The sequence below is a fragment of the Pseudomonas grandcourensis genome, assembly GCF_039909015.1.
Lineage (GTDB): Bacteria > Pseudomonadota > Gammaproteobacteria > Pseudomonadales > Pseudomonadaceae > Aquipseudomonas > Aquipseudomonas grandcourensis.
Genome location: NZ_CP150919.1, coordinates 973,163 through 997,733, shown reverse-complemented (window position 1 = coordinate 997,733; position 24,571 = coordinate 973,163). Strand labels below are relative to the sequence as shown.

Annotated in this window: 25 protein-coding genes; 12 read left to right on the top strand and 13 right to left on the bottom strand. The window is 60.3% G+C overall.

All coding sequences use genetic code 11. The annotated features are described in order from the left end of the window. The first annotated feature begins 108 nt into the window (after positions 1–108). The 10 genes from AABM52_RS04285 to AABM52_RS04240 all read left to right on the top strand — a co-directional run bounded on the left by AABM52_RS04285 (position 109) and on the right by AABM52_RS04240 (position 7,194). Positions 109–1,083, top strand: a complete 975-nt coding sequence (locus AABM52_RS04285) for a KpsF/GutQ family sugar-phosphate isomerase (protein ID WP_347910632.1) — start codon at positions 109–111, stop codon at positions 1,081–1,083. Next, positions 1,083–1,607: an HAD family hydrolase gene (locus AABM52_RS04280; protein ID WP_008046159.1), complete on the top strand. Its 525-nt coding sequence runs from the start codon at positions 1,083–1,085 to the stop codon at positions 1,605–1,607. Before AABM52_RS04285 ends, AABM52_RS04280 begins: the two co-directional genes overlap by 1 nt. 7 nt (positions 1,608–1,614) lie before the next feature. After that, positions 1,615–2,187: an LPS export ABC transporter periplasmic protein LptC gene (gene lptC / locus AABM52_RS04275; protein WP_347910631.1), complete on the top strand. Its 573-nt coding sequence runs from the start codon at positions 1,615–1,617 to the stop codon at positions 2,185–2,187. Next, positions 2,174–2,722 carry a lipopolysaccharide transport periplasmic protein LptA gene (gene lptA, locus AABM52_RS04270; protein WP_347910629.1) on the top strand — a complete coding sequence of 183 codons (549 nt, stop codon included), beginning with the start codon at positions 2,174–2,176 and terminating at the stop codon, positions 2,720–2,722. The genes lptC and lptA overlap by 14 nt, the downstream gene beginning before the upstream one ends. After that, positions 2,722–3,447: an LPS export ABC transporter ATP-binding protein gene (gene lptB / locus AABM52_RS04265; protein WP_008054366.1), complete on the top strand. Its 726-nt coding sequence runs from the start codon at positions 2,722–2,724 to the stop codon at positions 3,445–3,447. The genes lptA and lptB overlap by 1 nt, the downstream gene beginning before the upstream one ends. Positions 3,448–3,692: 245 nt before the next feature. Then, on the top strand, positions 3,693–5,186 hold the full coding sequence (locus tag AABM52_RS04260) for an RNA polymerase factor sigma-54 (protein WP_095944267.1): 1,494 nt from the start codon (positions 3,693–3,695) through the stop codon (positions 5,184–5,186). Between the two features lie 74 nt (positions 5,187–5,260). Then, positions 5,261–5,569, top strand: coding sequence for a ribosome-associated translation inhibitor RaiA (gene raiA / locus AABM52_RS04255; RefSeq protein WP_007941242.1), 309 nt, complete (start codon positions 5,261–5,263; stop codon positions 5,567–5,569). 12 nt (positions 5,570–5,581) lie between these two features. Further along, positions 5,582–6,046 carry a PTS IIA-like nitrogen regulatory protein PtsN gene (ptsN, locus tag AABM52_RS04250; protein ID WP_008046148.1) on the top strand — a complete coding sequence of 155 codons (465 nt, stop codon included), beginning with the start codon at positions 5,582–5,584 and terminating at the stop codon, positions 6,044–6,046. A gap of 2 nt (positions 6,047–6,048) precedes the next feature. Further along, positions 6,049–6,906, top strand: a complete 858-nt coding sequence (rapZ, locus tag AABM52_RS04245) for an RNase adapter RapZ (RefSeq protein WP_347910626.1) — start codon at positions 6,049–6,051, stop codon at positions 6,904–6,906. 15 nt (positions 6,907–6,921) lie between these two features. Then, positions 6,922–7,194 carry an HPr family phosphocarrier protein gene (locus tag AABM52_RS04240; RefSeq protein WP_007970256.1) on the top strand — a complete coding sequence of 91 codons (273 nt, stop codon included), beginning with the start codon at positions 6,922–6,924 and terminating at the stop codon, positions 7,192–7,194. A gap of 28 nt (positions 7,195–7,222) precedes the next feature. Here the strand turns inward: AABM52_RS04240 and AABM52_RS04235 are convergent, their stop codons facing one another. The 5 genes from AABM52_RS04235 to pmbA all read right to left on the bottom strand — a co-directional run bounded on the left by AABM52_RS04235 (position 7,223) and on the right by pmbA (position 12,163). Continuing rightward, positions 7,223–8,116, bottom strand: coding sequence for a ZIP family metal transporter (locus AABM52_RS04235; protein WP_347910624.1), 894 nt, complete (start codon positions 8,114–8,116; stop codon positions 7,223–7,225). A gap of 31 nt (positions 8,117–8,147) precedes the next feature. Next, a complete protein-coding gene (locus AABM52_RS04230) occupies positions 8,148–8,759 on the bottom strand; it encodes a superoxide dismutase (protein ID WP_347910622.1) in 612 nt (203 codons plus the stop codon). Positions 8,760–8,802: 43 nt separating this feature from the next. Then, positions 8,803–10,179: a class II fumarate hydratase gene (locus AABM52_RS04225; RefSeq protein ID WP_347910621.1), complete on the bottom strand. Its 1,377-nt coding sequence runs from the start codon at positions 10,177–10,179 to the stop codon at positions 8,803–8,805. Next, on the bottom strand, positions 10,160–10,567 hold the full coding sequence (locus tag AABM52_RS04220; protein ID WP_347910619.1) for a FagA protein: 408 nt from the start codon (positions 10,565–10,567) through the stop codon (positions 10,160–10,162). The genes AABM52_RS04225 and AABM52_RS04220 overlap by 20 nt, the downstream gene beginning before the upstream one ends. Positions 10,568–10,816: 249 nt before the next feature. Further along, positions 10,817–12,163 carry a metalloprotease PmbA gene (pmbA, locus tag AABM52_RS04215; protein WP_347910618.1) on the bottom strand — a complete coding sequence of 449 codons (1,347 nt, stop codon included), beginning with the start codon at positions 12,161–12,163 and terminating at the stop codon, positions 10,817–10,819. 108 nt (positions 12,164–12,271) lie between these two features. On the opposite strand from pmbA, the gene yjgA reads away from it, so the two are divergent. Further along, positions 12,272–12,796 (top strand): ribosome biogenesis factor YjgA, encoded by a 525-nt coding sequence (yjgA, locus tag AABM52_RS04210; RefSeq protein ID WP_008046139.1) that lies wholly within the window; start codon positions 12,272–12,274, stop codon positions 12,794–12,796. A gap of 48 nt (positions 12,797–12,844) precedes the next feature. Here yjgA and tldD read toward each other — a convergent pair whose 3' ends face one another. The 8 genes from tldD to mreB form a co-directional block, all read right to left on the bottom strand. Further along, a complete protein-coding gene (gene tldD / locus AABM52_RS04205) occupies positions 12,845–14,287 on the bottom strand; it encodes a metalloprotease TldD (protein WP_347910616.1) in 1,443 nt (480 codons plus the stop codon). A gap of 12 nt (positions 14,288–14,299) precedes the next feature. After that, positions 14,300–15,154: a carbon-nitrogen hydrolase family protein gene (locus AABM52_RS04200; RefSeq protein WP_347910615.1), complete on the bottom strand. Its 855-nt coding sequence runs from the start codon at positions 15,152–15,154 to the stop codon at positions 14,300–14,302. 69 nt (positions 15,155–15,223) lie between these two features. Then, the gene (locus AABM52_RS04195; protein WP_347910613.1) at positions 15,224–19,027 is read right to left on the bottom strand and encodes a YhdP family protein; all 3,804 of its coding nucleotides are present in this window, start codon (positions 19,025–19,027) and stop codon (positions 15,224–15,226) included. Between the two features lie 75 nt (positions 19,028–19,102). Next, positions 19,103–20,560 carry a ribonuclease G gene (gene rng / locus AABM52_RS04190; protein ID WP_008018726.1) on the bottom strand — a complete coding sequence of 486 codons (1,458 nt, stop codon included), beginning with the start codon at positions 20,558–20,560 and terminating at the stop codon, positions 19,103–19,105. 57 nt (positions 20,561–20,617) lie between these two features. Then, positions 20,618–21,214 (bottom strand): Maf family protein, encoded by a 597-nt coding sequence (locus AABM52_RS04185; RefSeq protein WP_347910612.1) that lies wholly within the window; start codon positions 21,212–21,214, stop codon positions 20,618–20,620. A gap of 32 nt (positions 21,215–21,246) precedes the next feature. Beyond that, complete coding sequence (gene mreD / locus AABM52_RS04180) at positions 21,247–21,738, bottom strand: rod shape-determining protein MreD (RefSeq protein ID WP_057398874.1); 492 nt, start codon at positions 21,736–21,738, stop codon at positions 21,247–21,249. Next, positions 21,738–22,877 carry a rod shape-determining protein MreC gene (gene mreC / locus AABM52_RS04175; RefSeq protein WP_347912581.1) on the bottom strand — a complete coding sequence of 380 codons (1,140 nt, stop codon included), beginning with the start codon at positions 22,875–22,877 and terminating at the stop codon, positions 21,738–21,740. The genes mreD and mreC overlap by 1 nt, the downstream gene beginning before the upstream one ends. Positions 22,878–23,020: 143 nt before the next feature. Beyond that, positions 23,021–24,058, bottom strand: coding sequence for a rod shape-determining protein MreB (gene mreB, locus AABM52_RS04170; protein WP_002555108.1), 1,038 nt, complete (start codon positions 24,056–24,058; stop codon positions 23,021–23,023). Positions 24,059–24,269: 211 nt separating this feature from the next. Between mreB and gatC the strand changes: the two genes are divergently transcribed. Then, positions 24,270–24,557, top strand: coding sequence for an Asp-tRNA(Asn)/Glu-tRNA(Gln) amidotransferase subunit GatC (gene gatC, locus AABM52_RS04165; RefSeq protein ID WP_046040026.1), 288 nt, complete (start codon positions 24,270–24,272; stop codon positions 24,555–24,557). The last annotated feature ends 14 nt before the right edge of the window (positions 24,558–24,571 follow it).

Below are 24,571 nucleotides of genomic sequence, written 5' to 3'. Positions count from 1 at the left end.
TAGAAGGTTTCCGGCAGCAAGGATGACAATGCGCGACGAACTAGCGTGAGGGATTCGTTCATAACCGCTATAATCGCCGCCTTTTCATCAGGCTATACGATTTCTGACATGAGCCAATCCAGCGACCTGATTCAATCAGCACAACGCACCATCCGCCTCGAGGTAGAAGCCGTGCAAGGCCTGCTACCCCACATCGACGCAGATTTCGTACGCGCTTGCGAGATGATTCTGGCCAGCAAAGGCCGCGTGGTCGTGGTCGGCATGGGCAAGTCAGGGCACATCGGCAACAAGATTGCCGCGACCCTGGCCAGTACCGGCACCACGGCGTTTTTTGTGCACCCGGCTGAGGCCAGCCACGGCGACATGGGCATGATTACCCGCGACGACATCATTCTGGCGCTCTCGAATTCCGGCTCCACCAATGAAATCGTGACCCTGCTGCCACTGATCAAGCGCCTGGGCATCCAGTTGATCAGCATGACCGGCAACCCTGACTCGCCGCTGTCCAAGGCCGCCGAGGTCAACCTGAATGTTCACGTCGAGCACGAAGCCTGTCCGTTGAACCTGGCCCCCACCTCGTCGACCACCGCCGCCCTGGTCATGGGCGATGCCCTGGCCGTCGCGCTGCTGGAAGCCCGTGGTTTTACCGCCGAAGACTTCGCCTTTTCCCATCCCGGCGGCGCCCTGGGCCGACGCTTGCTGCTTAAAGTGGAAAATGTCATGCATGCCGGGCAAGAGTTGCCGCAAGTACAGCGCGGCACTCTGTTGAAGGACGCGCTGATGGAAATGACCCGCAAAGGCCTGGGAATGACCGTGATCCTGGAAGCCGATGGAAAACTGGCCGGGATCTTCACCGACGGTGACTTGCGTCGCACGCTGGACCGCAGCATCGACATCCATAGCGCTACAATCGACCAGGTCATGACTGCACACGGCAAGACTGCCCGCGCCGAGATGCTCGCCGCCGAAGCGCTGAAAATCATGGAAGACCATAAAATCAACGCGCTGGTCGTGGTCGACCGTGAAGACCGCCCGGTCGGCGCCTTGAACATGCACGACTTGCTGCGTGCAGGAGTAATGTAATGAGTGCAGACCTGCTGCAACGCGGCAAACAGATCAAGCTGGCGGTGTTCGATGTCGATGGCGTGCTGACCGACGGGCGCCTGTACTTCCTCGAAGACGGCAGCGAATTCAAGACGTTCAACACCCTCGACGGCCAGGGCATCAAGATGCTGATGGCCGCTGGCGTACAGACCGCCATCATCAGTGGCCGCAAGACCCCGGTGGTCGAGCGACGAGCCAAAAACCTCGGCATCCCGCATCTCTATCAGGGTCGCGAAGATAAACTGGTGGTGCTCGACGAACTGCTGGCCCAACTCAACCTGAGCTATGAACAGGTGGCCTACCTCGGCGATGACCTGCCTGACCTGCCGGTGATTCGTCGCGTCGGCCTGGGCATGGCCGTGGCCAATGCCGCCGGTTTCGTGCGTGAACACGCTCACGGCATCACCCTCGCCCGTGGCGGCGAAGGTGCCGCTCGCGAATTCTGCGAATTGATCCTGCGCGCCCAGGACCGCCTCGATGCGGCCAATGCGGCGTACCTGTGAGCCCATTATGCTGAGCAAAAAGTTTCGCAACATGCTGATGTTCACTTGCATCGCGGCGATATTCGCCGCGGTTGGCTACTGGAACATCAGCCCGGAACGCTTCCTCGACAAGCCGGTAACGCCGGTCGATGAAAGCGCGATCGACTATTACGCCATCAACGCCCACAGCGTGCAGTACCTGCCGGACGGCAAGCTGCAATATGATCTGGTGTCCGACAAGGTCGAGCACCTGAAGGCGACCGAGGTGACATTGCTGACCAACCCCGACCTGAATGTGTTCCGCGGCACTGAATTCCCGTGGCACGTCCAGAGCCTGCGCGGCGAGGTCAACCCAGATGGCACACAGGTCGAACTGATCGATGACGTGCGAATCACGCGCTTCGACGAGAAAAACCGCAAGACCCTGATCACCAGCACCCGCATGACCGTGTTCCCGCAGCAGCAATATGCGCAGACCGAGCAAGACGTTAGAATCGACGGCGCTGGCGGTGTATCGACTGGCAAGGGAATGAAAGCGTATTTGAAAGAAAGCAGGATACACCTGCTATCGAACGTAAGAGGACAGTATGAGGCTCGTTAAAACCCTCCCGATTTTGCTCAGTCTGGGCGCAGCACTGGGAAGCGTGAGCGCCTGGGCTCTGCCGGAAGATCAACAGCAGCCTATCCGCATTCAGGCCGACGATGCCCAACTGGACGACAAGCAAGGTATTGCTACCTATAAGGGTGACGTGATCATCACCCAAGGCTCGATGAAGGTGACAGGCAACACCGTTACCATCACCCGCACCCCGACTGGCGACATTGACGTAGTGACCTCGGTGGGCAACCTTGCGTACTTCGAGCAATTGCAAACGGCCGGCGATACCAAGCCTGTTCAGGGCTGGGGCGTGACGATCCAGTATCACGCCACGCAAAATCGCGTCGTACTGATCGACAAGGCCAAAGTTGTCGACAAGGACAACAACGTCACCCAAGGCGAGAAAATTGTCTACGACACGGACAAGAAACTCGCCAGCGCCGGTCGCGCCACAGGCAGCAAGGTCACCGAGTCGCGCCCGCGTATCGACATGGTGATCCAGCCGAAGAAGAAAACCGACGAGAAAAAGGCCCAGTAATGGCAACTCTGAAAGCTCAGCATCTGGCCAAGAGCTACAAGAGCCGCCAGGTCGTGCGTGACGTCAGCCTGTCCATCGACAGCGGCCAGATCGTCGGCCTGCTTGGCCCGAACGGCGCCGGCAAGACCACCTGCTTCTACATGATCGTCGGCCTGGTGCAGGCCGACCAGGGCCGCGTCCTGATCGATGATCTGGACGTCAGCCACCAGCCGATGCACGGCCGCGCAAAGGCCGGTATCGGCTACCTGCCGCAAGAAGCATCGATCTTCCGCAAACTGTCGGTGGCCGACAACATCATGGCCATCCTCGAGACCCGCAAGGAACTCGACAAGGCCGGCCGTCGCAAGGAGCTGGAAAGCCTGCTGCAGGAGTTCCACATCAGCCACATCCGCGACAACCTGGGCATGAGCCTGTCCGGTGGTGAGCGCCGCCGCGTGGAAATCGCCCGCGCCCTGGCCACCAACCCGAAATTCATCCTCCTCGACGAACCCTTCGCCGGCGTGGACCCGATTTCGGTCGGCGACATCAAGCAGATCATTCACCACCTCAAGGCCAAAGGCATTGGCGTGCTGATCACGGACCACAACGTTCGTGAAACCCTGGATATCTGTGAAACCGCCTATATCGTCAATGACGGCCAACTGATCGCCGAAGGCGACGCAGAGACCATCCTGGCCAACGACCTGGTCAAGGAAGTGTACCTGGGCCATGAGTTCCGCCTGTAAGCGCTGAGCCGTGCCCAGGCAGTTGCCCGGGCACCTGACCGGCCCACTCACCAGCGCCTCGTGCCGACAAGCGTGGTCAGCCCTCAACAAGGGCAGCGCAGCAACACAGCTTTATAGTTTTTATTGTTACAGCGCTCTAGGCAAACCCTTTAGTTTCAGGCATATAATTTGCTTAAGTTTGGCGCCCCGGCGCCCTGTAGTGGATGGCGCATGTGCGCCGGCGAATAAGGTGTTAAGCCCCTGCCATGAAACCATCGCTAGTCTTGAGAATGGGCCAGCAGCTGACGATGACACCGCAGCTGCAACAGGCCATCCGCCTGCTCCAATTGTCGACCCTGGACCTGCAACAGGAAATCCAGGAGGCCCTGGAGTCCAATCCGATGCTCGAACGCCAGGAAGAAGGCGACGACTTCGACAATTCCGACCCCTTGGCCGACAACGCCGAACAAAAGCCCAACACTGACATCCAGGAGCCCTCCTACCAGGAAAGCGCCCCTACGGTTGATAACCTTGAGGAAGGCGACTGGAACGAACGCATTCCCAACGAACTTCCCGTCGATACTGCCTGGGAAGACGTATACCAGACCAGCGCCAGCAGCCTGCCAAGCAACGACGATGACGAGTGGGACTTCACCACCCGCACCTCGGCCGGCGAAAGCCTGCAGAGCCACTTGCTGTGGCAACTGAACCTGGCCCCGATGTCCGACACCGATCGCCTGATCGCCGTGACCCTGATCGACTGCATCAACAATCAGGGCTACCTGGACGAAACCCTCGAGGAAATCCTCGAAGCCTTCGACCCGGAACTGGACATCGAACTGGACGAAATCGAAGCCGTCCTGCACCGCATCCAGCAATTCGAGCCCGCCGGCATCGGCGCCCGCAACCTGGGCGAATGCCTGCTGCTGCAATTGCGCCAGCTGCCTGCCAAGACCCCTTGGCTGGCCGAGGCCAAGCGCCTGGTCACCGATTACATCGACCTGCTTGGCAGCCGCGACTACAGCCAGTTGATGCGTCGCATGAAGCTCAAGGAAGACGAACTGCGCCAGGTCATCGAGCTGGTCCAGAGCCTCAACCCTCGTCCGGGCTCGCAGATCGAGTCCACCGAAGCCGAGTACGTCGTTCCTGACGTCATCGTGCGCAAGGACAACGAGCGCTGGCTGGTGGAGCTCAATCAGGAGTCAGTGCCACGGCTGCGGGTCAACGCCCAGTACGCTGGTTTCGTGCGCCGCGCCGACACCAGCGCCGACAATACCTTCATGCGCAATCAGTTGCAGGAGGCCCGCTGGTTCATCAAGAGCCTGCAAAGCCGCAATGAAACCCTGATGAAGGTTGCCACCCAGATCGTCGAGCATCAGCGCGGCTTTCTGGAGTACGGCGACGAAGCTATGAAGCCGCTGGTCCTGCATGACATCGCCGAAGCGGTGGGCATGCATGAGTCGACGATTTCACGGGTGACCACCCAGAAGTTCATGCACACCCCCCGGGGCATTTATGAACTGAAGTACTTTTTTTCCAGTCACGTAAGCACCTCCGAAGGCGGCGAATGCTCGTCCACGGCGATCCGGGCGATCATCAAAAAACTGGTTGCAGCGGAAAATCAGAAAAAGCCGTTGAGTGACAGCAAGATCGCTGGTTTACTGGAGGCACAAGGCATTCAGGTGGCTCGCCGCACCGTCGCCAAGTACCGCGAATCCCTCGGGATCGCGCCTTCGAGCGAACGCAAGCGGTTGATGTAGGGCCACGCCACAGCGTTCCAGTGGTAGATCATCTGATCTACCGCTTTATGCACTGGCAACGAAGGAGAAGCTGTATGCAAGTCAACATCAGTGGACACCAACTGGAAGTGACCGAACCTCTTCGCACCTACATCGGCGAAAAACTCGAGCGATTGGAGCGACATTTCGACAAGATCACTAATGTGCAGGTCACGATGACCGTCGAAAAACTGAAGCAGAAAATCGAAGCCACGCTACATATTCCCGGGAATGAAGTGGTCGCCAACGCGGAACATACCGATATGTATGCCGCGATCGACGCACTCACCGACAAGCTGGATAAACAACTCAAAAAGCATAAGGAAAAGACCCAGAGCCTCCTTCAGGGCGCAACCGGTCGTTAACACTCCCTACCCATGATCCGACTTGAAAGTATCCTGACCCCCGGCCGTTCCCTGGTGAACGTGCCGGGAGGCAGTAAAAAGAAAGCCCTCGAACAAATTGCCAATCTGATCGCCCGCGAAGTGCCGGCCCTGGAGATGCAAGATGTCTTCGAGGCACTGATTGCCCGTGAAAAACTCGGCTCCACCGGGTTTGGCAATGGCATCGCCATTCCACATTGCCGCCTCAAGGGCTGTGTTTCGCCCATCAGTGCATTGATGCACCTGGACGCCCCTATCGATTTCGACGCCATCGATGGCGCGCCGGTTGACCTGCTGTTCGTGCTGCTGGTCCCGGAAGCCGCCACCGATGCGCACCTTGAGCTGCTGCGACAGATCGCCAGCATGCTCGACCGCAAGGAAGTGCGCGAAAAGCTGCGTAGTGCTGCAAGCAACGAAGCCCTGTATCAGGTTGTCCTGGACGAGCAAAACGGTCAGTAATCATGCGCTTGATCATCGTCAGTGGCCGTTCCGGCTCAGGTAAAAGTACCGCCCTCAACGTTCTTGAGGACAACGGCTACTACTGCATCGACAATCTGCCTGCCGGCCTGCTGCCGGAGCTGGCCGAACGCGCCCTGGTTCATACCGAGATGTTGCAACCGCTGGTCGCCGTTTCCATTGATGCGCGCAACCTGCCCAGCCACCTGTCACGCTTCCCCGACCTGCTCGAAGAAGTCCGTGCGCGCCACATCCAGTGCGACGTGCTGTACCTGGACGCCGACGAAGAAACCCTGCTCAAGCGTTTCTCGGAAACCCGCCGACGTCACCCCCTGAGCAACGCCAACCGCTCGCTGGCCGAAGCCATCAACGTTGAGAGCGTCCTGCTCGGGCCGATTGCCGACCTTGCCGATCTCAAGATCAACACCACCAACCTGAACCTGTACCAACTGCGCGACGCCATCAAACTGCGTCTGTTGAATCAGCCCGAGCCTGGGACTGCGTTCCTGGTGGAGTCTTTTGGCTTCAAGCGCGGCATGCCGGTGGACGCCGACCTGGTGTTCGATGTGCGCTGCCTGCCCAACCCTTACTGGAAACCGGAATTGCGCGAGCAGTCCGGGCTCGACCAACCGGTTGCCGAATACCTGGCGGCACAGCCGGATGTCGAAGAGATGTTCCAGGACATTTCCACATACCTGCTAAAGTGGCTGCCTCGTTTTGCCGCCAGCAACCGCGCCTACGTCACCATTGCCATAGGCTGCACTGGTGGACATCACCGCTCCGTCTACCTGACCGAGCGTCTGGGGCAGACGCTGCAACAATCCCTGAAGAACGTCCAGGTCCGCCACCGCGACCTCAGCTAAAGGATTCACATCGCGATGCCTGCTCTGGAAATCGAAATCATCAATAAACTGGGCCTGCACGCTCGCGCTTCTGCAAAATTCGTTGGGGTCGCGGGTCAGTTCCCGTGCCAGATCCGGGCCGGTCGTACACCAGAGTCCATGGTCGATGGCAAAAGCATCATGGCGATGATGATGCTGGCCGCCGGCAAAGGCACCACGATCCACTTGAGCACCGAAGGCGAGCAGGAACAGGAAGCGCTGGATGCGCTGGTAGCGTTGATCAACAACTTCTTCGACGAAGGCGAGTAATACAAACCAAAAAGCCCCTCGCCACAAATCAAGCGAGGGCTGTATCCATCACCATCATCAAACAAAACCCCATCAGCAGCCCCAGGCTGGCAAGCTTGTCGTGACCATTGCGGCGTGACTCGGGAATGACCTCATGGGTCACCACCAGCAACATCGCCCCCGCCGCCAGCGCCAATCCCAAGGGCAGCAGCAGTTCAGCCAGACTCACCAGCCACGCGCATAGCAGTGCGAACACCGGTTCTACCAAGCCTGATGCGGCACCGATCAGGAACGCCTTGATCCTGGACATCCCTGCCCCGGCCAGTACCAAAGCGATGACCAACCCTTCCGGCACATCCTGCAAGGCAATGCCCATGGCGAGGCTGTCGGCGTCAGGCATACCACCACCGGCCGAAACACCCACCGCCATGCCTTCGGGAATGTTGTGGGCAATGATCGCAAACACGAACAACCAGATCCGCGGAGGAATGACCGGTCGCTCCAACGTGCCGACCAGCATGTCCGGGCTGACGCCAGAGACCTTCCGATCCACCAGGAACAACCCGAACGCGCCGAGCAGAATGCCGAAGCTGATCAGCCCGCTGGACGCCCAGGGTGACAGGCCAAGCCCTTCGGCGGCAGAGATGCCCGGGACGATCAGCGAAAATGCCGTCGCCGCGAGCATCACGCCAGCGCCAAAGCCAAGCAAAGTGTCGCTGAGCACCTGCGGCATCCGCCGAATCACCAACACCGGCACCGCGCCCAGCGCAGTAGCCAAGGCGCAGATCGCACCACCCTGCAGTGCACGTAGCAACTTCGGCTCAAGGTCGAGCCATGCCAGTCCGTGGGCAACCAATAGGCTCATCCCCGCCAGCAGTAACAGCGATCCAAACGCGTAACGAAACATCCGTCCACTTCCGATCGCCAGTGTTTCAGTGCCCATAGCCCAGCCTTGGATTGTTTTTATGGAGGACTTAAACCAGTGCGACCTGATAGCGCGCAGCGACTTGCGGCCAATTGATCACGTTGTAGAACGCGCTGATGTATTCCGGACGGCGGTTCTGATAACGCAGGTAATAGGCGTGCTCCCAGACGTCGAGGCCCAAAATCGGCGTATTCCCGTTCATCAACGGGCTGTCCTGGTTACCGCTACTTTCCACCACCAGAGCCTGTTGCGGGGTCACGCTCAGCCAGGCCCAGCCACTGCCGAAACGGGTAAGCGCGGCCTTGGTAAAGGCCTCCTTGAAGCTGTCGAGACCGCCCAATTGCTCCTTAATAGCCTTGGCCAGCGCGCCGTCGGGCTCGCCACCACCACCGGGCGCCATGACTTCCCAGAACAACGAATGGTTGGCGTGGCCGCCCCCCTGGTTGATCACCGCCGCCCGCAGTTTTTCCGGCAGTTGCTGTACTGCAGACACCAGCTTCTCCACGGGCCAGTCGGCATACTCAGTGCCCTCAACGGCCGCGTTGAGGTTGTTGATGTAAGTCTGGTGATGCCGGGTGTAGTGGATCTCCATGGTCTGCGCATCGATGTGCGGTTCCAGGGCGTCGTAGGCGTACGGCAAGGCAGGCAAGGTAAAAGCCATGTTCAATGGACTCCATGGTGCGCCTCCAAAGCGGTAACGGGGCTTACACGCCGCCCGCAGTGAGTTTTTCCGGGTTGAGCAATTCTTCCAGCTGGCTGCGCGACAGGTCGGTGTGTTCCAACGCGACGTCAATCACTGGCAGGCCTTGCTGATAGGCCTTTTTGGCAATCTCGGCAGCTTTCTGGTAACCGATGATCGGGTTGAGCGCGGTGACCAGAATCGGATTGCGTGACAGCGCTTCCTTGATCCGGCCTTCGTTGACCTTGAAGCTGGCGATGGCCTTGTCTGCCAGCAGACGGCTGGAATTGGCCAGCAACTCGATGCTGCTCAGCAGGTTCTGGGCGATGATCGGCAGCATCACGTTCAGTTCAAAGTTGCCCGACTGACCGGCGATGGTGATCACGCTGTCGTTGCCGATGACCTGAGCCGCGACCATCGCCGTGGCCTCGGGAATGACCGGATTGACCTTGCCCGGCATGATCGAAGAACCCGGCTGCAAGGCTTCCAGTTCGATCTCGCCAAGACCGGCCAGCGGGCCGGAGTTCATCCAGCGCAGGTCGTTGGCGATTTTCATCAGCGACACGGCGGTGGCCTTTAGCTGTCCGGAGACTGCAACGGCAGTGTCCTGGGAGCCGATCAGCGCGAACAGGTCCTTGCCTGGCTGGAACTCAATCCGGGTCAGTTTGCTGAGCTGCCGGCTGAAACGCGCCGCGAACTCGGGGTGGGCGTTGACACCCGTGCCCACCGCCGTACCGCCCTGGGCCAGGGATCGCAGGCTTGGCTGCAAGTTTTGCAAATGGCCGATATTGGCCTTGAGTTGCTGCGCCCAACCGTTGAGCACCTGGCTCATGCGCACCGGCATGGCGTCCATCAGGTGCGTGCGCCCGGTCTTGACGTGATGATGGACCTGCTCGGCCTTGCGCTCGATGACCTGCACCAGATGCTTCAGTGCCGGCAGCAGTTGTTCATGGAGCGCCAGTGCTGCGCTGACGTGAATGGTGGTCGGGATGATGTCGTTGCTGCTCTGCCCGCAGTTGACGTGATCGTTGGGGTTCACCACCTCGCCGAGCAAGCGGCTGGCCAGCGTGGCAATCACTTCGTTGGCGTTCATGTTGGAGCTGGTACCGGAACCGGTCTGAAAGATATCCACCGGGAAATGCTGCATGAAATCGCCTTCGAGCAAGCCTTGGGCCGCGTCGACGATAGCTTTGCCCTGAGCTTCGCTGATCTGCTTGAGCTCGACGTTGGCGCGGGCGGCCGCTGCCTTGGCCAGGATCAGCGCGCGGATGAACTGAACCGGCATCGGTTTACCGCTGATCGGGAAGTTATCCACTGCACGCTGGGTCTGTGCGCCGTAGAGGGCGTCTTCCGGGACCTGAAGCTCGCCCATGCTGTCGCGCTCAATACGTGTCTTGGTCATCTGTAAATCCTTGCACCAGTTCATTTAAAGGAATCGACGGCTGCAACTCACAGGTCGCGAGTTGCCAGGTGTAGCTCTGCCAGCGCTTGAGGCGGCATTTGCATAACGAAAGACGTTCCAGTTCGCGCAGCGGGCGCCAGGCCTGGTCGAGACAGTAAGTGCGCCAGTGCCACGGCAGCGCGACATCGGCAGCGGTGTCGAGCAACAAACGGAAGGAAGTTTCGGCGACGGTCCAGGGTGAGATGGTCGTGCAAGCCGCCAGGTACCGGCCTTCAGCCAGGTAGTGGTCGATCAGACGCGGTTCGTCGGGGCACATCGCGCAACGGATCTGGCGACTCATCCAGCGCCAGCTTTCGAGGTAAGGCTGCTCGTGCAAGGCAGAACTCATGATCCGGGGCTCATTCGATAATGAGATTTATTATTAAATGATAATGAGAAACAAAACAAGCGTGGAAAGATACACCGAGCCCATTGTAGGAGTGAGCCTGCTCGCGATCGCATCATCACTCTCAGCATCAATGTTGCCTGACACTCCGCTTCGCGAGCAGGCTCGCTCCTACAGGGATTGGCGGTGCAGCCAATAAAAAAAGGCGCGCCACCCAATGGGTGGCGCGCCTTTTTGTACAACGGCCGAGGCTTAGCTGCCTGCCACCGTCATCCGCTCGATCAGCACGGAACCTGTGCGAATGTTGCTGCGCAGCTCAAGGTCATTACCCACTGCAACGATCTGTTTGAACATGTCGCGCATGTTGCCGGCGATGGTCACTTCCTGGACTGCAAACTGGATTTCGCCGTTCTCGACCCAATAACCCGCTGCGCCACGGGAGTAATCGCCGGTCACCATGTTCAGGCCCTGGCCCATCAACTCGGTGACCAACAGCCCGCGTCCCATGCGCCGCAGCAAGGCAGCCTGGTCTTCGTCGCCATGGGTAACGAACAGGTTGTGCACGCCGCCGGCGTTGGCCGTGCTCGGCATGCCGAGCTTGCGCCCGGAATAGGTACCGAGGATGTACGACACCAACTCGCCCTTTTCGACGAACGGTTTGGCGTAGGTTGCCAAACCGTCACCGTCGAACGCTGCGCTGCCCATGGCGCGCATCAGATGCGGACGCTCGTCGATGGTCAGCCACTCCGGAAACAGCTTCTGCCCGAGTGTGCCCTCAAGGAACGAAGACTTGCGATACAGGCTGCCGCCGGAAATCGCCGACAGGAAACTGCCGAACAGCCCCCCAGCCAATTCTGCGGAAAACAACACCGGCACCTCACAAGTCGGCACCGGACGCGCGCCCAGACGGCTCGCCGCCCGTTGCGCAGCCCGCTGACCGATGCTCACCGGGTCGGCCAGCAAGTTGCCCTGGCGGTTCACGTCGTACCAGTAATCGCGCTGCATCTGACCATCGGCCTCGGCGATCATCACGCAGCTCAGGCTGTGGCGAGTCGATGCGTAACCGCCGATGAACCCGTGGCTATTGCCATAAACGCGGCAGCCTTGGTGGGTGCTGAGGGTCGTGCCGTCGGCGTTTTTGATCCGCGTATCGGCATCGAAGGCCGCCGCTTCACAGAGCAAGGCTTTTTCGATGGCCTGTTCCGGGGTGATGTCCCATTCGTGGAAAAGATCGAAATCCTGCAGGTCCCTGGCCATCAGCGCGGCATCCGCCAGGCCCGAGGCTTCATCTTCCGAAGTGTGTTTGGCGATGGCCAGTGCAGCGGCGACGGTTTCGCGAATCGCATCAGGACCGCTGGCCGAAGTGCTGGCCGAGCCTTTGCGCTGACCGACGTACAAGGTGATGCCAAAACCCTGGTCGCGGTTGAATTCAACGGTTTCGACCTCACGCTGGCGCACCGAAGTCGACAAACCCTGCTCCAGCGACACCGCCACTTCACAGGCACTGGCCCCCTGGCGTTTGGCTTCAGCGATGATCTGCTCGACTTGTTCCTGCAGTGCCGGCAACGCTTGTGGGCCGACGCTTTCAACTGCACTCATGCTGTTCTCCACTCAAATTCTGCTTTCGGTAACGGTCATCGAGCGACCGGGCCGGACAAGCGGCCCCCGACTGGTTATCATGGCGGCGTTTCTTTGCGGACGGCCACCATGGTTGATTCTTACGACGACTCCCTCGATACGGGAGAAAAAAGCAAATCCCAGGTCAAACGCGAGCTGCATGCTCTGGTTGACCTTGGCGAGCGCCTTACAACACTCAAGCCTGACTTGCTGGCAAAACTGCCCTTGACCGACGGAATGCGTCGGGCTCTGGCCGATGCGCCCAAGCACACCGCGAACATCGCGCGTAAACGGCATCTTCAGTTCATCGGCAAACTGATGCGCGATCAGGACACTGCCGCCATTCTGGTTCTGCTCGATCAACTCGATGCCTCCACCCGCCAATACAACGAACGCTTCCATAACCTGGAGCGCTGGCGCGATCGTCTGATCGCCGGCGACGATGCCGTTCTGGAAAAATTCGTCGTCGACTACCCGGACGCGGACCGCCAGCAATTGCGTTCCCTGATCCGTCAGGCCCAGCATGAGCTTGCGCAAAACAAGCCTCCTGCTTCCAGCCGTAAAATCTTCAAGTACATCCGTGAGCTGGACGAGACTCAACGCGGTCTGCGTTAATTCTCGAATCGGGTGAGCTGCCTCGCAGCTCACCCGCAGCCTCACCTCTTACGAGCCCGTGCCACCCACGGTGATCGCATCAATCTTCAGCGTTGGCTGGCCGACACCCACCGGCACCGACTGCCCATCCTTGCCACACGTGCCCACGCCGCTGTCCAGCGACAGATCATTACCGACCATCGACACCTTGCTCATGGCTTCCGGCCCGTTGCCGATCAGGGTCGCGCCCTTGACTGGAGCGGTGATCTTGCCGTCCTCGATCAAGTAGGCCTCGCTGGTGGAGAACACGAACTTGCCGCTGGTGATGTCCACCTGACCGCCACCGAGGTTGGCGCAATAGATGCCGCGTTTCACCGAGGCGATGATCTCCGCCGGATCGCTTTCGCCGGCGAGCATGTAAGTGTTGGTCATGCGCGGCATCGGCAGGTGCGCGTAGGATTCGCGACGGCCATTACCAGTGCGTGCCACGCCCATCAGGCGAGCGTTGAGCTTGTCCTGCATGTAGCCTTTGAGTACGCCGTTTTCGATCAGCGTGGTGCACTCGGTCGGCGTACCTTCGTCGTCGACGCTCAACGAGCCACGACGACCGGCCAAGGTGCCGTCATCGACAATGGTGCACAGCTTCGACGCAACCATCTCGCCCATGCGCCCGCTATAAGCCGAACTGCCCTTGCGGTTGAAGTCGCCTTCCAGACCATGACCGACGGCTTCGTGCAACAGCACGCCCGACCAGCCGGAACCGAGCACTACCGGCAAGGTACCGGCCGGTGCAGGAATGGCTTCGAGGTTGACCAGCGCCTGGCGCAACGCTTCACGGGCATAGCCCATGGCGCGGTCTTCGCCGAGGAAATAACGGTAATCGGTGCGACCGCCACCGCCATGACCGCCGCGCTCGCGGCGGCCGTTCTGCTCGACGATCACGCTGACGTTGAAACGCACCAGCGGCCGCACATCCGCCGCCAGACCGCCGTCGGTGGAAGCCACCAGAATCCGTTCCCAGACACCGGCCATGCTCACGGTGACTTGCTGGATGCGCGGGTCGAGGGCACGGGTCGCAGCATCGACTCGCTTGAGCAAATCGACTTTCTCGGCGCGGGTCAGCACTTCCAGCGGATTGTCCGGCCCGTACAACTGCGCGACATCTTGCGTAGTGAACGCCTGCACCTTGCCGTTCTGCCCGGCGCGGGAAATCGAACGGGCAGCACGGGCGGCGGCACCCAACGCTTCCAGGGTGATGGCATTGCTGTAGGCAAAACCGGTTTTTTCGCCCGATTGCGCACGCACGCCCACGCCTTGGTCAAGGTTGAAGCTGCCTTCCTTGACGATGCCGTCTTCCAGCGCCCAGGACTCGGAGATCTGCCCCTGGAAATACAGGTCGGCCGCATCGATGCCCGGCCCGGCCAGATCGCCGAGCACGCCTTGCAGGCTCTCGATCGTGACGCCACCGGGCGCCAGCAGGTGTTCACTGACTGAGGACAACAACTCGCTCATATGCTTTACGCCTTAAATTCGTCGTTCTGATGCAGGTCGCTGGGCGCCCTGCGAGAAAAAGCGCCGGTGACTGGACACCGGCATCCGCGCCCGGATGGACGCCTGTTCACTGCTGTCGCGTTCGGCCAGCAGCACGGCCTCGCCTTGATCCTGTTGTGCCAGCACACGCCCCCACGGGTCGACGATGGCAGCATGACCGAAAGTTTCCCGCGGCCCCGGATGCGTACCACCCTGGGCAGCCGCGAGCACGTAACATTGCGTCTCTATGGCTCGCGCACGAATCAGCACATCCCAATGCGCCGCGCCGGTTACCGCTGTAAAGGCCGAAGGGGCGGTAATCAGTTCGGCGCCGGCCGCACGCAATTCGCTGTACAGCTCGGGAAAGCGCAGGTCATAGCAGACCGTCAGGCCAACCCGGCCGACAGGCGTGTCCGCCACGACCACCCCGCTGCCATAAGCATAGTCATCGGATTCACGATAACGGCCACGATTGTCGGCCACGTCGACGTCGAACAGGTGCAGCTTGTCGTAGCGCGCCACCGTTTCGCCCTGGTCATCGACCAGCAACGAACAGGCATGCACTTTCGCCGTCGGCTGATCCACCGGCGGCAACGGCAACGTGCCGGCCACAATCCATAACTTGAGGTCGCGTGCGGTCTGTTTCAACCAGGGCAGGATCGGGCCTTCGCCCAGTGCTTCGGCGCGCCCGATGTCGGCAATGTCGCGCCGGCCCATGGCGGCGAAGTTTTCCGGCAATACCGCGAGCTTCGCGCCACCGGCGGCCGCTTGCTCGAGCAGCCGACGGGCCTGGGCCAGATTGGCCGGCACATCGCTCTGGCTGACCATTTGAATCACCGCTACAGACATGGCGCACTCCTGGAATCGTATGCGGCCATGCTACTCCATAGGCTTGCCGAGTGCCTTTTCAAAAGGATCTCAAAAAGCCTTGTCGAAGGTGATTTTCGGTTCTTTCCACGGCCCCTGGACGGTGTACTTCACACTGGCGAAACGGGAGACGCGGTCACCGATCAGCTTGTCGATCAGGAACAGCGCCCCGCCGACCGCCGGTGCACCGACGATCAGTGCGGCAATTGGCAGGTTATTGGTCACCGGCAAGGTCACCATCAGTTTCGCATCGATCTGATCGGCCACCATGTTCAGGGTGCCGTCGAGTTCAATGGTGCTCGACGGGCCTGTCAGCCGAATGGGCTCACGGGTGACATACACGCCATTGGTCCCAACCAGCAGTCCCTTGACCCGGTCATAGCTCAAGCCTTTACCGAACAGGTCGGAGAAGTCCAGGCGCAGGCGTCGGCCGATGGAGTTGAAGTTGAGCAAGCCAAATACCCGCAGCGCCTGGGCACTGCCCTCAACCTCGACGAACTGGCCCTGATTGAGCGTCGCATCGAGCGAGCCGGAGAAACGCTTGGTCGCCACCCAGGCCGGTGAGCCGGGCCAGCGGCCATCGACATCCATATAGAAGTCCTGGCTGGTGACGCTCGGTGCAAAACCCCAGCCCTTGAGCACATCAGCGAGGTTCTTGCCGCTGATACGGCCCTTGTACCAGCTGTTGCTGGCACCCGGCACGCCTTCCCAGCCGCCGCTGCCCACCAACAGCATGCCCTTGAGGCCCAAATCCAGGGAGTTGAACACGATGCCCTTGGGCGTCGGACGAATTTTCAGCGACCAGCCCCCCACCAGATCCTGCCCCTGGAATAGCTGATTGATGGTGATATCCATCGCGGGGATTTTCGTCGGGTCCACCGACACCAGCGGATCCGGCGAGTTTTCATCGGCCAGCACGGTCGGGTCCGGTGCGGGCAGGCGCACGGTTTGCAGATTGATCGCGATTGGCGTGGCCTTCGAATCGGGAAGACTGGCACTGCCCTTGATCTGCTGGCTGTCCAGTTGCAGCGCCCAGGCGGAAGGCTTGCGCGCTACCTGGATCGAAGCCTGATCGAGGGTGGTGCCGATACCGCTGAGCTTGCCCACCTTGAAATCCGCGCCGCTGAGCAATTGCTTGGCGCTGCCTCCGGGGTCCTGTCCGGCGTATCTGTCCACCAGATCCTTCCACGGGCCAACGTCCAGCTCCGACAGCACGCCCCGTATCCGCAGGCCTTTGGTGCCCGGCAACACGGCCTCGCCGCCACCGAGGAACAAGTCCCCGCGACCGTCGGCGAAATTGCTGGCCGGGGCCGCGAACGTGAAACTCGCCAGGTCCCCGTAGCTGGCCCAATAGCGCCGCTCGTCGCCCTGCAAGGTCATGCGGAACGTCGTGTCGCGCCCTTCTTCGGAAGTCATGCCGAACGGTGCAGGCAAATCGACGGCCACGCCCTTGAGGCTGGAATTGACCCTCAACTGGCTGTCGGCGCCGTCCAGGGTCAGTTGCAGTTGATACGGGATCACGCCGCTCACCGGCAGAGGCTGGGTCACCTTCAGCCAGTCAGTCAGCTTCTTGACCTCGACCTGCCCTGACGCGGCCACCCGGGTATTGAGCTTGCCCGGGCTGCCATCGGCAAAAATCTGTGCGGTGACCGGTTTGTCGAACGCCCGTGCGCTGATGTTTTGCCCGCTCAGGCCTTTGCCGCTGTCGAAACGGAAATCACCTTTGAGCTGGGTCAGTTCCAGCGCAGGTTCGGCCAGTTTCAAACGTGCCTTGGCGGTCTTGAAATCGACGAGGATCTTCGGTTCCTCGCCTTTTGCCAGAGGAATATCCAGCTTCAACTTGCCTTGCAGGTCACCCTCGCCTTCCCAACCGGCAAAGGTTGGCCCGGTGCCGATCGGCGCTTCCTGGAGGATTTTCAGGCCATCGCCCAAACCGCCGGCAAATCCGCCATCGAGGAACAAATGAACGTTCTGTCCGGCCGGCACATGGGGAATGTTGACGTAGATATCGTTGACCTGCGTATCGAGCAACTGGCCCGCGCTGGCCAGAATCCGCACGCCGCTGTCTTCGACAAACACATCACCGCTGACCTTGCTGACATGGGGCCAGCCCGGCTGGAAGGCCAGTTCGGCATCGTGAACCTTGAAGAACAGGCTGATGCTGCGATCGACGTCCGCAGCACCATGGCTGAGCGAACCTTGATACTGGAAGAAGCCTTGATCCACCGCGCCTTTGAGAATCGCCGTGCGCAGCCATTCGTCCAGCGCCGGGCTGAGGACCGTCGGCAAGTACTTGGCAGTGTAGCGACCGTCGCCGTCCACCATGCCGACCCGCAGGTCCATGTAGTCTTCCTGGGTGTGATCGAAATGCAGGCGAATCAGGAAGTCGCCGGCGATCTTGCCTTCCTCGCCCAGCACTTTCAGATACGGCGCAATCAGGGTGAAACTTTCTTTATCGAGTTTCCAGGTCAGCCGCGCATTGGCCTGAATGTACTGCCACGGCTTGGCGAAAATCGGGTCCAGGTGCAGCATGAAATCCTTGCTGTCCATGCGCAGTTCGCCTTGCCCCAGGTCACCGCTGATGCTGCCGCTGACATTCCGCGCCGCCGGCGCGCCGTGATAGGCGTCGAAGCCTACCTGGTCGAGGTTGGCGGCAAACCCGAACTTGCTGTCGTCGATGGCATTGGGGCGGAAATCGACCAGCACGTTACGCAGGCCACCCGTGACCTTGAGCCGCTCAACGACCGTGGCAAATCCTTCGGGCAACGGCGCCAGCGCATTGAGCAGCGGGGTCAGCGGAGTGAGATCAACCCGGTCGGCTTGCAGGTGCCAGAGCTCTTCGGTTTTATCAGTGGCGGCGCTTTGCGTGAGCTGCAAATGCGTCTCCCAGCGGGTCTCGCCGAGGTTCATTGCCAGGGAGTCCAGAGTCACCGACGCGCCTTTAGCACTGCGCTGGAAGTAGCCATTGAGCGCCAGGTTATCGATCTGGATCGGCTTGCGCTCGCCGTAAGCGCCCTTGAGTTGTGGCGCGTTCAGGCGCACTGCAGCGCTTTGCAAGGTACCTTTGCCCCAGGTCGCCCACAGCTCGCCGCCGGCCTTGATCTCGGAAAAAGTCCACTCTTGGGTCGCTCGCTCGGGCAACCACTTCGACCAGTCGCTTTGCGGCAGGCTCAGGTAGACCTCGGCTTCACCGTCCTTCCATTCGCTGGCTCGAATACGGGTACGCAGGCTCATGGCCACCGGTTGCCCGTCAGGCAGGGTCAGTCGTGCGTCAAGTCGCTGCCGTGACGCCCCGGTTTTCAGATTCAGACCGACGTACGTCAGGGTCAGCGGCGACTGGCCAAACGGCTGCAAGGTCACCTGGCTGTCGAGCACCGACAGTTGCTGGAGCATCTGCATGCGATTGAGCAGTTGTTCCGGATCGGCGGGCTGGTCCTGCCGCACCGGCAAACCTTCCAGCACCCATTGACCGTCCTCAGCTTGCTTGAGGTTGATCTTCAGGCCGCTGAACTCCAGATGAGCGATGCGTACCTGGCGGGCCAGCAGGCTGGCCCAAAGGTCCGGCACCGCGCGCACCTGATCCAGGCGCAAGGCATTGGCGCCCTCGCCGACCGTCACGTCGCGGGCCATCAATATGGGGGCGAATCCACTCCAGTTGCCTTCGAGCTCGCCAATCTGCAACGGCATGCCCAAGGCATCGCTGGCTTTGGTTTCGATATCTGCACGGTACTCGGCGACTAACGGCGTCAGCTCTCGGCCAAGGCTGACGTAGAGGGCCATCAATACCAAAACCAACGCGCACAGGCCCAGACCCCAGCGGGTCAGTGCGGCCAAAATGCGTGTCAGACGGTCCATGTCAGGTGGCTCCCATGGCAAAAGTTTTGCAAAAAGCTGAGGCCAGCCCTTCTCGAACAATCAAAACAAAATGCTTCAGAGCAGCACCACGTCGTATTGTTCCTGGGAATACATGGTTTCGACCTGAAAACGGATGGTGCGCCCGATAAACCCTTCGAGCTCGGCGACGTTGCCCGACTCTTCGTCGAGCAGGCGGTCCACCACTTTCTGGTTCGCCAATACACGATAGCCTTCCGCCTGATAGGCGCGAGCCTCGCGCAGGATTTCGCGGAAGATTTCGTAGCAAACGGTTTCCGGGGTCTTGAGCTTGCCCCGTCCCTGACAGGCATTGCACGGCTCGCACAGCACTTGTTCAAGGCTTTCGCGGGTGCGCTTGCGGGTCATCTGCACCAGGCCCAGCTCGGTGATACCGATGATGTTGGTCTTGGCGTGATCGCGTTCCAGTTGCTTTTCGAGCGTGCGCAACACCTGGCGCTGGTGTTCTTCATCTTCCATGTCGATGAAGTCGATAATGATGATTCCGCCCAGGTTACGCAGGCGCAATTGACGGGCGATGGCCGTCGCGGCTTCGAGGTTGGTCTTGAAGATGGTCTCTTCGAGGTTGCGATGGCCGACGAACGCCCCGGTGTTGACGTCGATGGTGCTCATGGCTTCCGCCGGATCAACCACCAGATAACCGCCGGACTTGAGCGGGACCTTGCGCTCGAGGGCCTTCTGGATTTCGTCTTCGACGCCATACAGGTCGAAAATCGGCCGCTCACCCGGGTAATGCTCCAGGCGGTCGGCAATCTCGGGCATCAGTTCGGCGACGAATTGCGTGGTTTTCTGGAAGGTTTCCCGGGAGTCGATGCGGATCTTCTCGATTTTCGGGCTCACCAGGTCACGCAGGGTGCGCAGCGCCAGACCGAGGTCTTCGTAGATCACGCTCGGCGCACTGATGGTTTTGATCTGGGCGTTGATCTGATCCCAGAGCCGGCGCAGGTAGCGGATGTCCATGAGGATTTCATCCGCGCCGGCACCTTCGGCTGCCGTGCGCAGGATGAAACCGCCGGCCTCCTTGATCCCTTCCTTGGCCACGCAGTCGGTGACCACTTGCTTGAGGCGTTCGCGCTCGGCTTCGTCTTCGATCTTCAGGGAAATGCCAACGTGAGCGGTGCGCGGCATGTACACCAGGTAACGCGAAGGAATCGAAAGCTGGGTGGTCAGGCGTGCACCTTTGGAACCGATCGGGTCCTTGGTTACTTGCACAACCAGGCTCTGGCCCTCGTGCACCAGCGCACTGATGCTCTCGACCGCCGGGCCTTCGCGCAGGGAAATTTCCGACGCATGAATGAATGCGGCGCGATCCAGGCCGATATCGACGAATGCCGCCTGCATTCCCGGCAATACCCGCACGACCTTGCCTTTATAGATGTTGCCGACGATCCCGCGCTTTTGCGTACGCTCGACATGGACCTCTTGCAGGACACCGTTTTCGACCACCGCCACGCGCGACTCCATCGGCGTGATGTTGATCAGGATCTCTTCACTCATGGCAGGGTCTCGTTCAGGCATGTTCACGATAATGGCTGCATCTGTTCAGGAAGACGCTTAAAGCGCGTTCCGGGGTTGCCAACAGGGTATGCCGAAATGGCCGAGCAGTTCCGCGGTTTCGCAAAGCGGCAGTCCGACCACCGCTGAATAACTTCCATCGAGCCCGGCGACAAACACCGCACCCAGTCCTTGAATACCATAACCGCCCGCCTTGTCCCGTGGTTCACCGCTGGCCCAGTAGGCCACGGCTTCTTCACGACTGATATCCCGAAAACGCACGCGACTGGTGACAACCCGGGATTCGCAACGTTCGCCATCGAGCACGGCAATCGCGGTCAGGACTTCATGCTCACACCCTGACAACATCATCAGCATGGCGCACGCATCCGCTTGATCAACCGGTTTGCCGAGAATTTTTCCGTCGAGCACCACGGCGGTATCGGCGCCGAGCACACAGAACGGTCCGTCAGACACGACGCTGCCGCGCCCGGCCTCGGCCTTGCCGCGCGCAAGGCGCTCGACGTAGGCCGATGGGGATTCTTGAGCTAAAGGAGTTTCATCGATATCCGCACTGATGGCGGAGAACGGTACGCCGATCTGCGTGAGCAGTTCACGTCGACGCGGTGAACCAGAGGCGAGGTACAACCGTTTCATCAAGACCTCTCCCTGTCCAATGCCTGAGCGAATTAATTGATTTTGTAGCGGCGACGCAGTCCGCGCAAACCGAAACTGATCCAGGGCCAGAGCAATGCGCTGACCAATGCCGGCAGCACCAGCGCCAGCGTCGGCTGACGATTGCCAGTCAAGGCACTGAGCCACAGTTGTACAAGCTGGGCGAGGCCGAAGATCACCAGGATCACCAGGCTCTGCTGCCACATCGGGAACATCCGCAGGCGTTGTTGCAGCGCCAGCACCAGATAGGTGATGAGCGTCAGGATCAAGGCATTCTGACCCAGCAAGGTACCGTAGAGCACGTCTTCAGCCAGCCCCAGGCAAAACGCCGTCACCATCCCGACGGTCTGCGGCAGGTTCAACGCCCAGAATGCCAGCAACAAGGCCAGCCAGAGCGGGCGCAGGATTTCCATGAATTGCGGCAGAGGCGAAACGCTCAACAGCAGACCGACGACGAACGTCAGCCAGACTATCCAGCCGTTTCGAGATGCTTTCACACCGCCCATTATTCTCTCCCCACTGGAGTGGCCGGCGCGGAGACTGGCGGTTTGGCGGAAGGCTTCGCGGCAGCGGGTTGCGCCGCTGGCGGTTTAGCTGCCGCAGGCTTGGCTGGCGTGGTGACTGGCTTGGCTGGCTTGGCTGGAGCGGAGGCCGCAGGCGCCGACGTGGCAGGAATCGCCGGTGCAGCAGCCGGTGCAGTCGGTGCAGTCGGGACCACGGGATTGACCAGTTTCGGAACCGTCGGCGGAATGATCGGCCCACCGCCCTGTGCATCAAGGCTTTCCTGGGCTTGGGCGGCAGCGTTGACGCGTTCTTCGGCAGTCCGGTTATCGCTGAACACCAGCAGCAGGTAGCGGCTACGGTTCAAAGCAGCGGTCGGAACGGCGCGGACAATGGCAAACGGCTGGCCGGAATCGTGAATCACTTCCTTGACCGTCGCCACCGGATAACCGGCCGGGAAACGCTGACCGAGGCCTGAGCTGACCAGCAAGTCGCCCTCCTTGATGTCGGCGGTATCGGCCACATGCCGCAACTCGAGACGCTCCGGGTTGCCGGTGCCGCTGGCAATCGCCCGCAAACCGTTACGATTCACCTGCACCGGAATGCTGTGGGTGGTATCGGTCAGCAGCAGGACGCGGGAGGTGTAGGGCATCAACTCGACCACCTGGCCCATCAGGCCACGGGCATCGAGTACCGGCTGACCGAGTACCACGCCGTCGCGCTCACCTTTATTGATGATGATGCGATGGGTGAACGGATTGGGGTCCATGCCGATCAACTCGGCCACTTCGACCTTCTCGTTGACCAGTGCCGAAGAGTTGAGCAACTCGCGCAGCCGAACGTTCTGCTCGGTCAGGGAGGCAAGCTTCTGCATGCGCCCCTGCAACAGCAGGTTTTCACTTTTGAGTTTTTCGTTTTCGGCGACGAGTTCGGTCCGGCTGCCAAACTGACTGGCTACGCCTTCCCACAATCGTCCGGGCAGGTCGGTGATCCAGTAGGCGTCCATCAGCACCAGCGACATCTGGCTGCGTGCAGGCTTGAGCAGACTGAAACGGGCATCGACCACCATCAGCGCGACCGATAGCACGACCAGCACCAACAGGCGCACGCCCAGTGAAGGGCCCTTGGTGAAAAGCGGTTTAATAAGCCGCTCCTCCCAGGCAAATGTTCTGTTTATTCATACGGCAGCAATCCGGCCTGGATGCAGACTGACAGAAGATAAACGCGAACAGGCAGCACTGCAAAGTGCCGCCTGCGCGCTCAACAGCATAGAGGCAATCCGGCGACTTACTCGCTGGAAAGCAGGTCCATGGTGTGTTTATCCATCATTTCCAATGCACGGCCACCGCCGCGAGCAACGCAGGTCAGCGGGTCTTCGGCAACGATCACCGGCAGACCAGTCTCCTGGGCCAGCAATTTGTCCAGGTCACGCAGCAAGGCGCCACCACCGGTCAGTACCAGGCCACGCTCGGCGATGTCGGAAGCCAGCTCCGGTGGCGATTGCTCCAGGGCGCTTTTCACGGCCTGAACGATGGTAGCCAGGGACTCTTGCAGAGCTTCCAGCACTTCGTTGGAGTTCAGGGTGAATGCCCGTGGAACGCCTTCGGCCAGGTTACGGCCACGAACGTCGACTTCGCGAACTTCGCCGCCCGGGTAGGCCGTACCGATTTCCTGCTTGATGCGCTCGGCGGTGGATTCACCGATAAGGCTGCCGTAGTTGCGACGCACGTAGGTGATGATCGCTTCGTCGAAGCGGTCGCCGCCAACGCGGACGGATTCGGCGTAAACCACACCGTTCAGGGAGATCAGCGCGATTTCAGTGGTACCGCCACCGATATCCACGACCATCGAACCGCGAGCTTCTTCTACCGGCAGGCCGGCACCGATCGCAGCAGCCATTGGCTCTTCGATCAGGAACACTTCACGGGCACCGGCGCCAAGGGCCGATTCACGGATGGCACGACGCTCAACCTGGGTGGATTTGCACGGAACGCAGATCAACACGCGAGGGCTAGGCTGCAGGAAGCTGTTTTCGTGAACCTTGTTGATGAAGTACTGCAGCATTTTTTCGCAAACGCTGAAGTCGGCAATCACGCCGTCCTTCATCGGACGAATGGCAGCAATGTTGCCCGGCGTTCGGCCGAGCATGCGCTTGGCTTCGGTGCCGACAGCAACGACACTTTTCTGGTTACCGTGTGTCCGAATGGCCACAACCGATGGCTCATTCAGGACGATACCGCGCTCGCGCACGTAAATAAGGGTGTTGGCAGTGCCCAGGTCAATGGAAAGATCGCTGGAAAACATGCCACGCAGTTTCTTGAACATGGGAAAGGGACCCTAGGCAACGCGTGGGTAAAAAAGTGCGGCAAACTCTAACAACGACAGGGATTTTGGGCAAGGCGCCAATATGTTAAATTGGCCGCTTTTCTGTGCACCAAGCCCCACAATCGCGGCCTTATGACCGTAGAAGTGCGGTAGTGTTCCGACAATCTAACACACGGACGCCGTCCGTTTTGTTTTCCACTGGAGAATCCCAATGGCGCTTGAACGCTCCGACGTGGAAAAAATCGCTCATCTGGCCTGCCTTGGCCTCAATGATGCCGATCTTCCACACATCACTTCGGCCCTCAACAGCATTCTCGGGCTGGTCGACGAAATGCAGGCGGTCAATACCGACGGTATCGAACCGCTGGCCCACCCACTGGAGGCCAACCAGCGCCTGCGCGCAGACGTCGTGACCGAGACCAATCACCGCGAGGCCTACCAGTCCATCGCACCAGCGGTCGAAAACGGCCTGTACCTGGTTCCGAAAGTCATCGACTAATAGGGAAAGAGCCT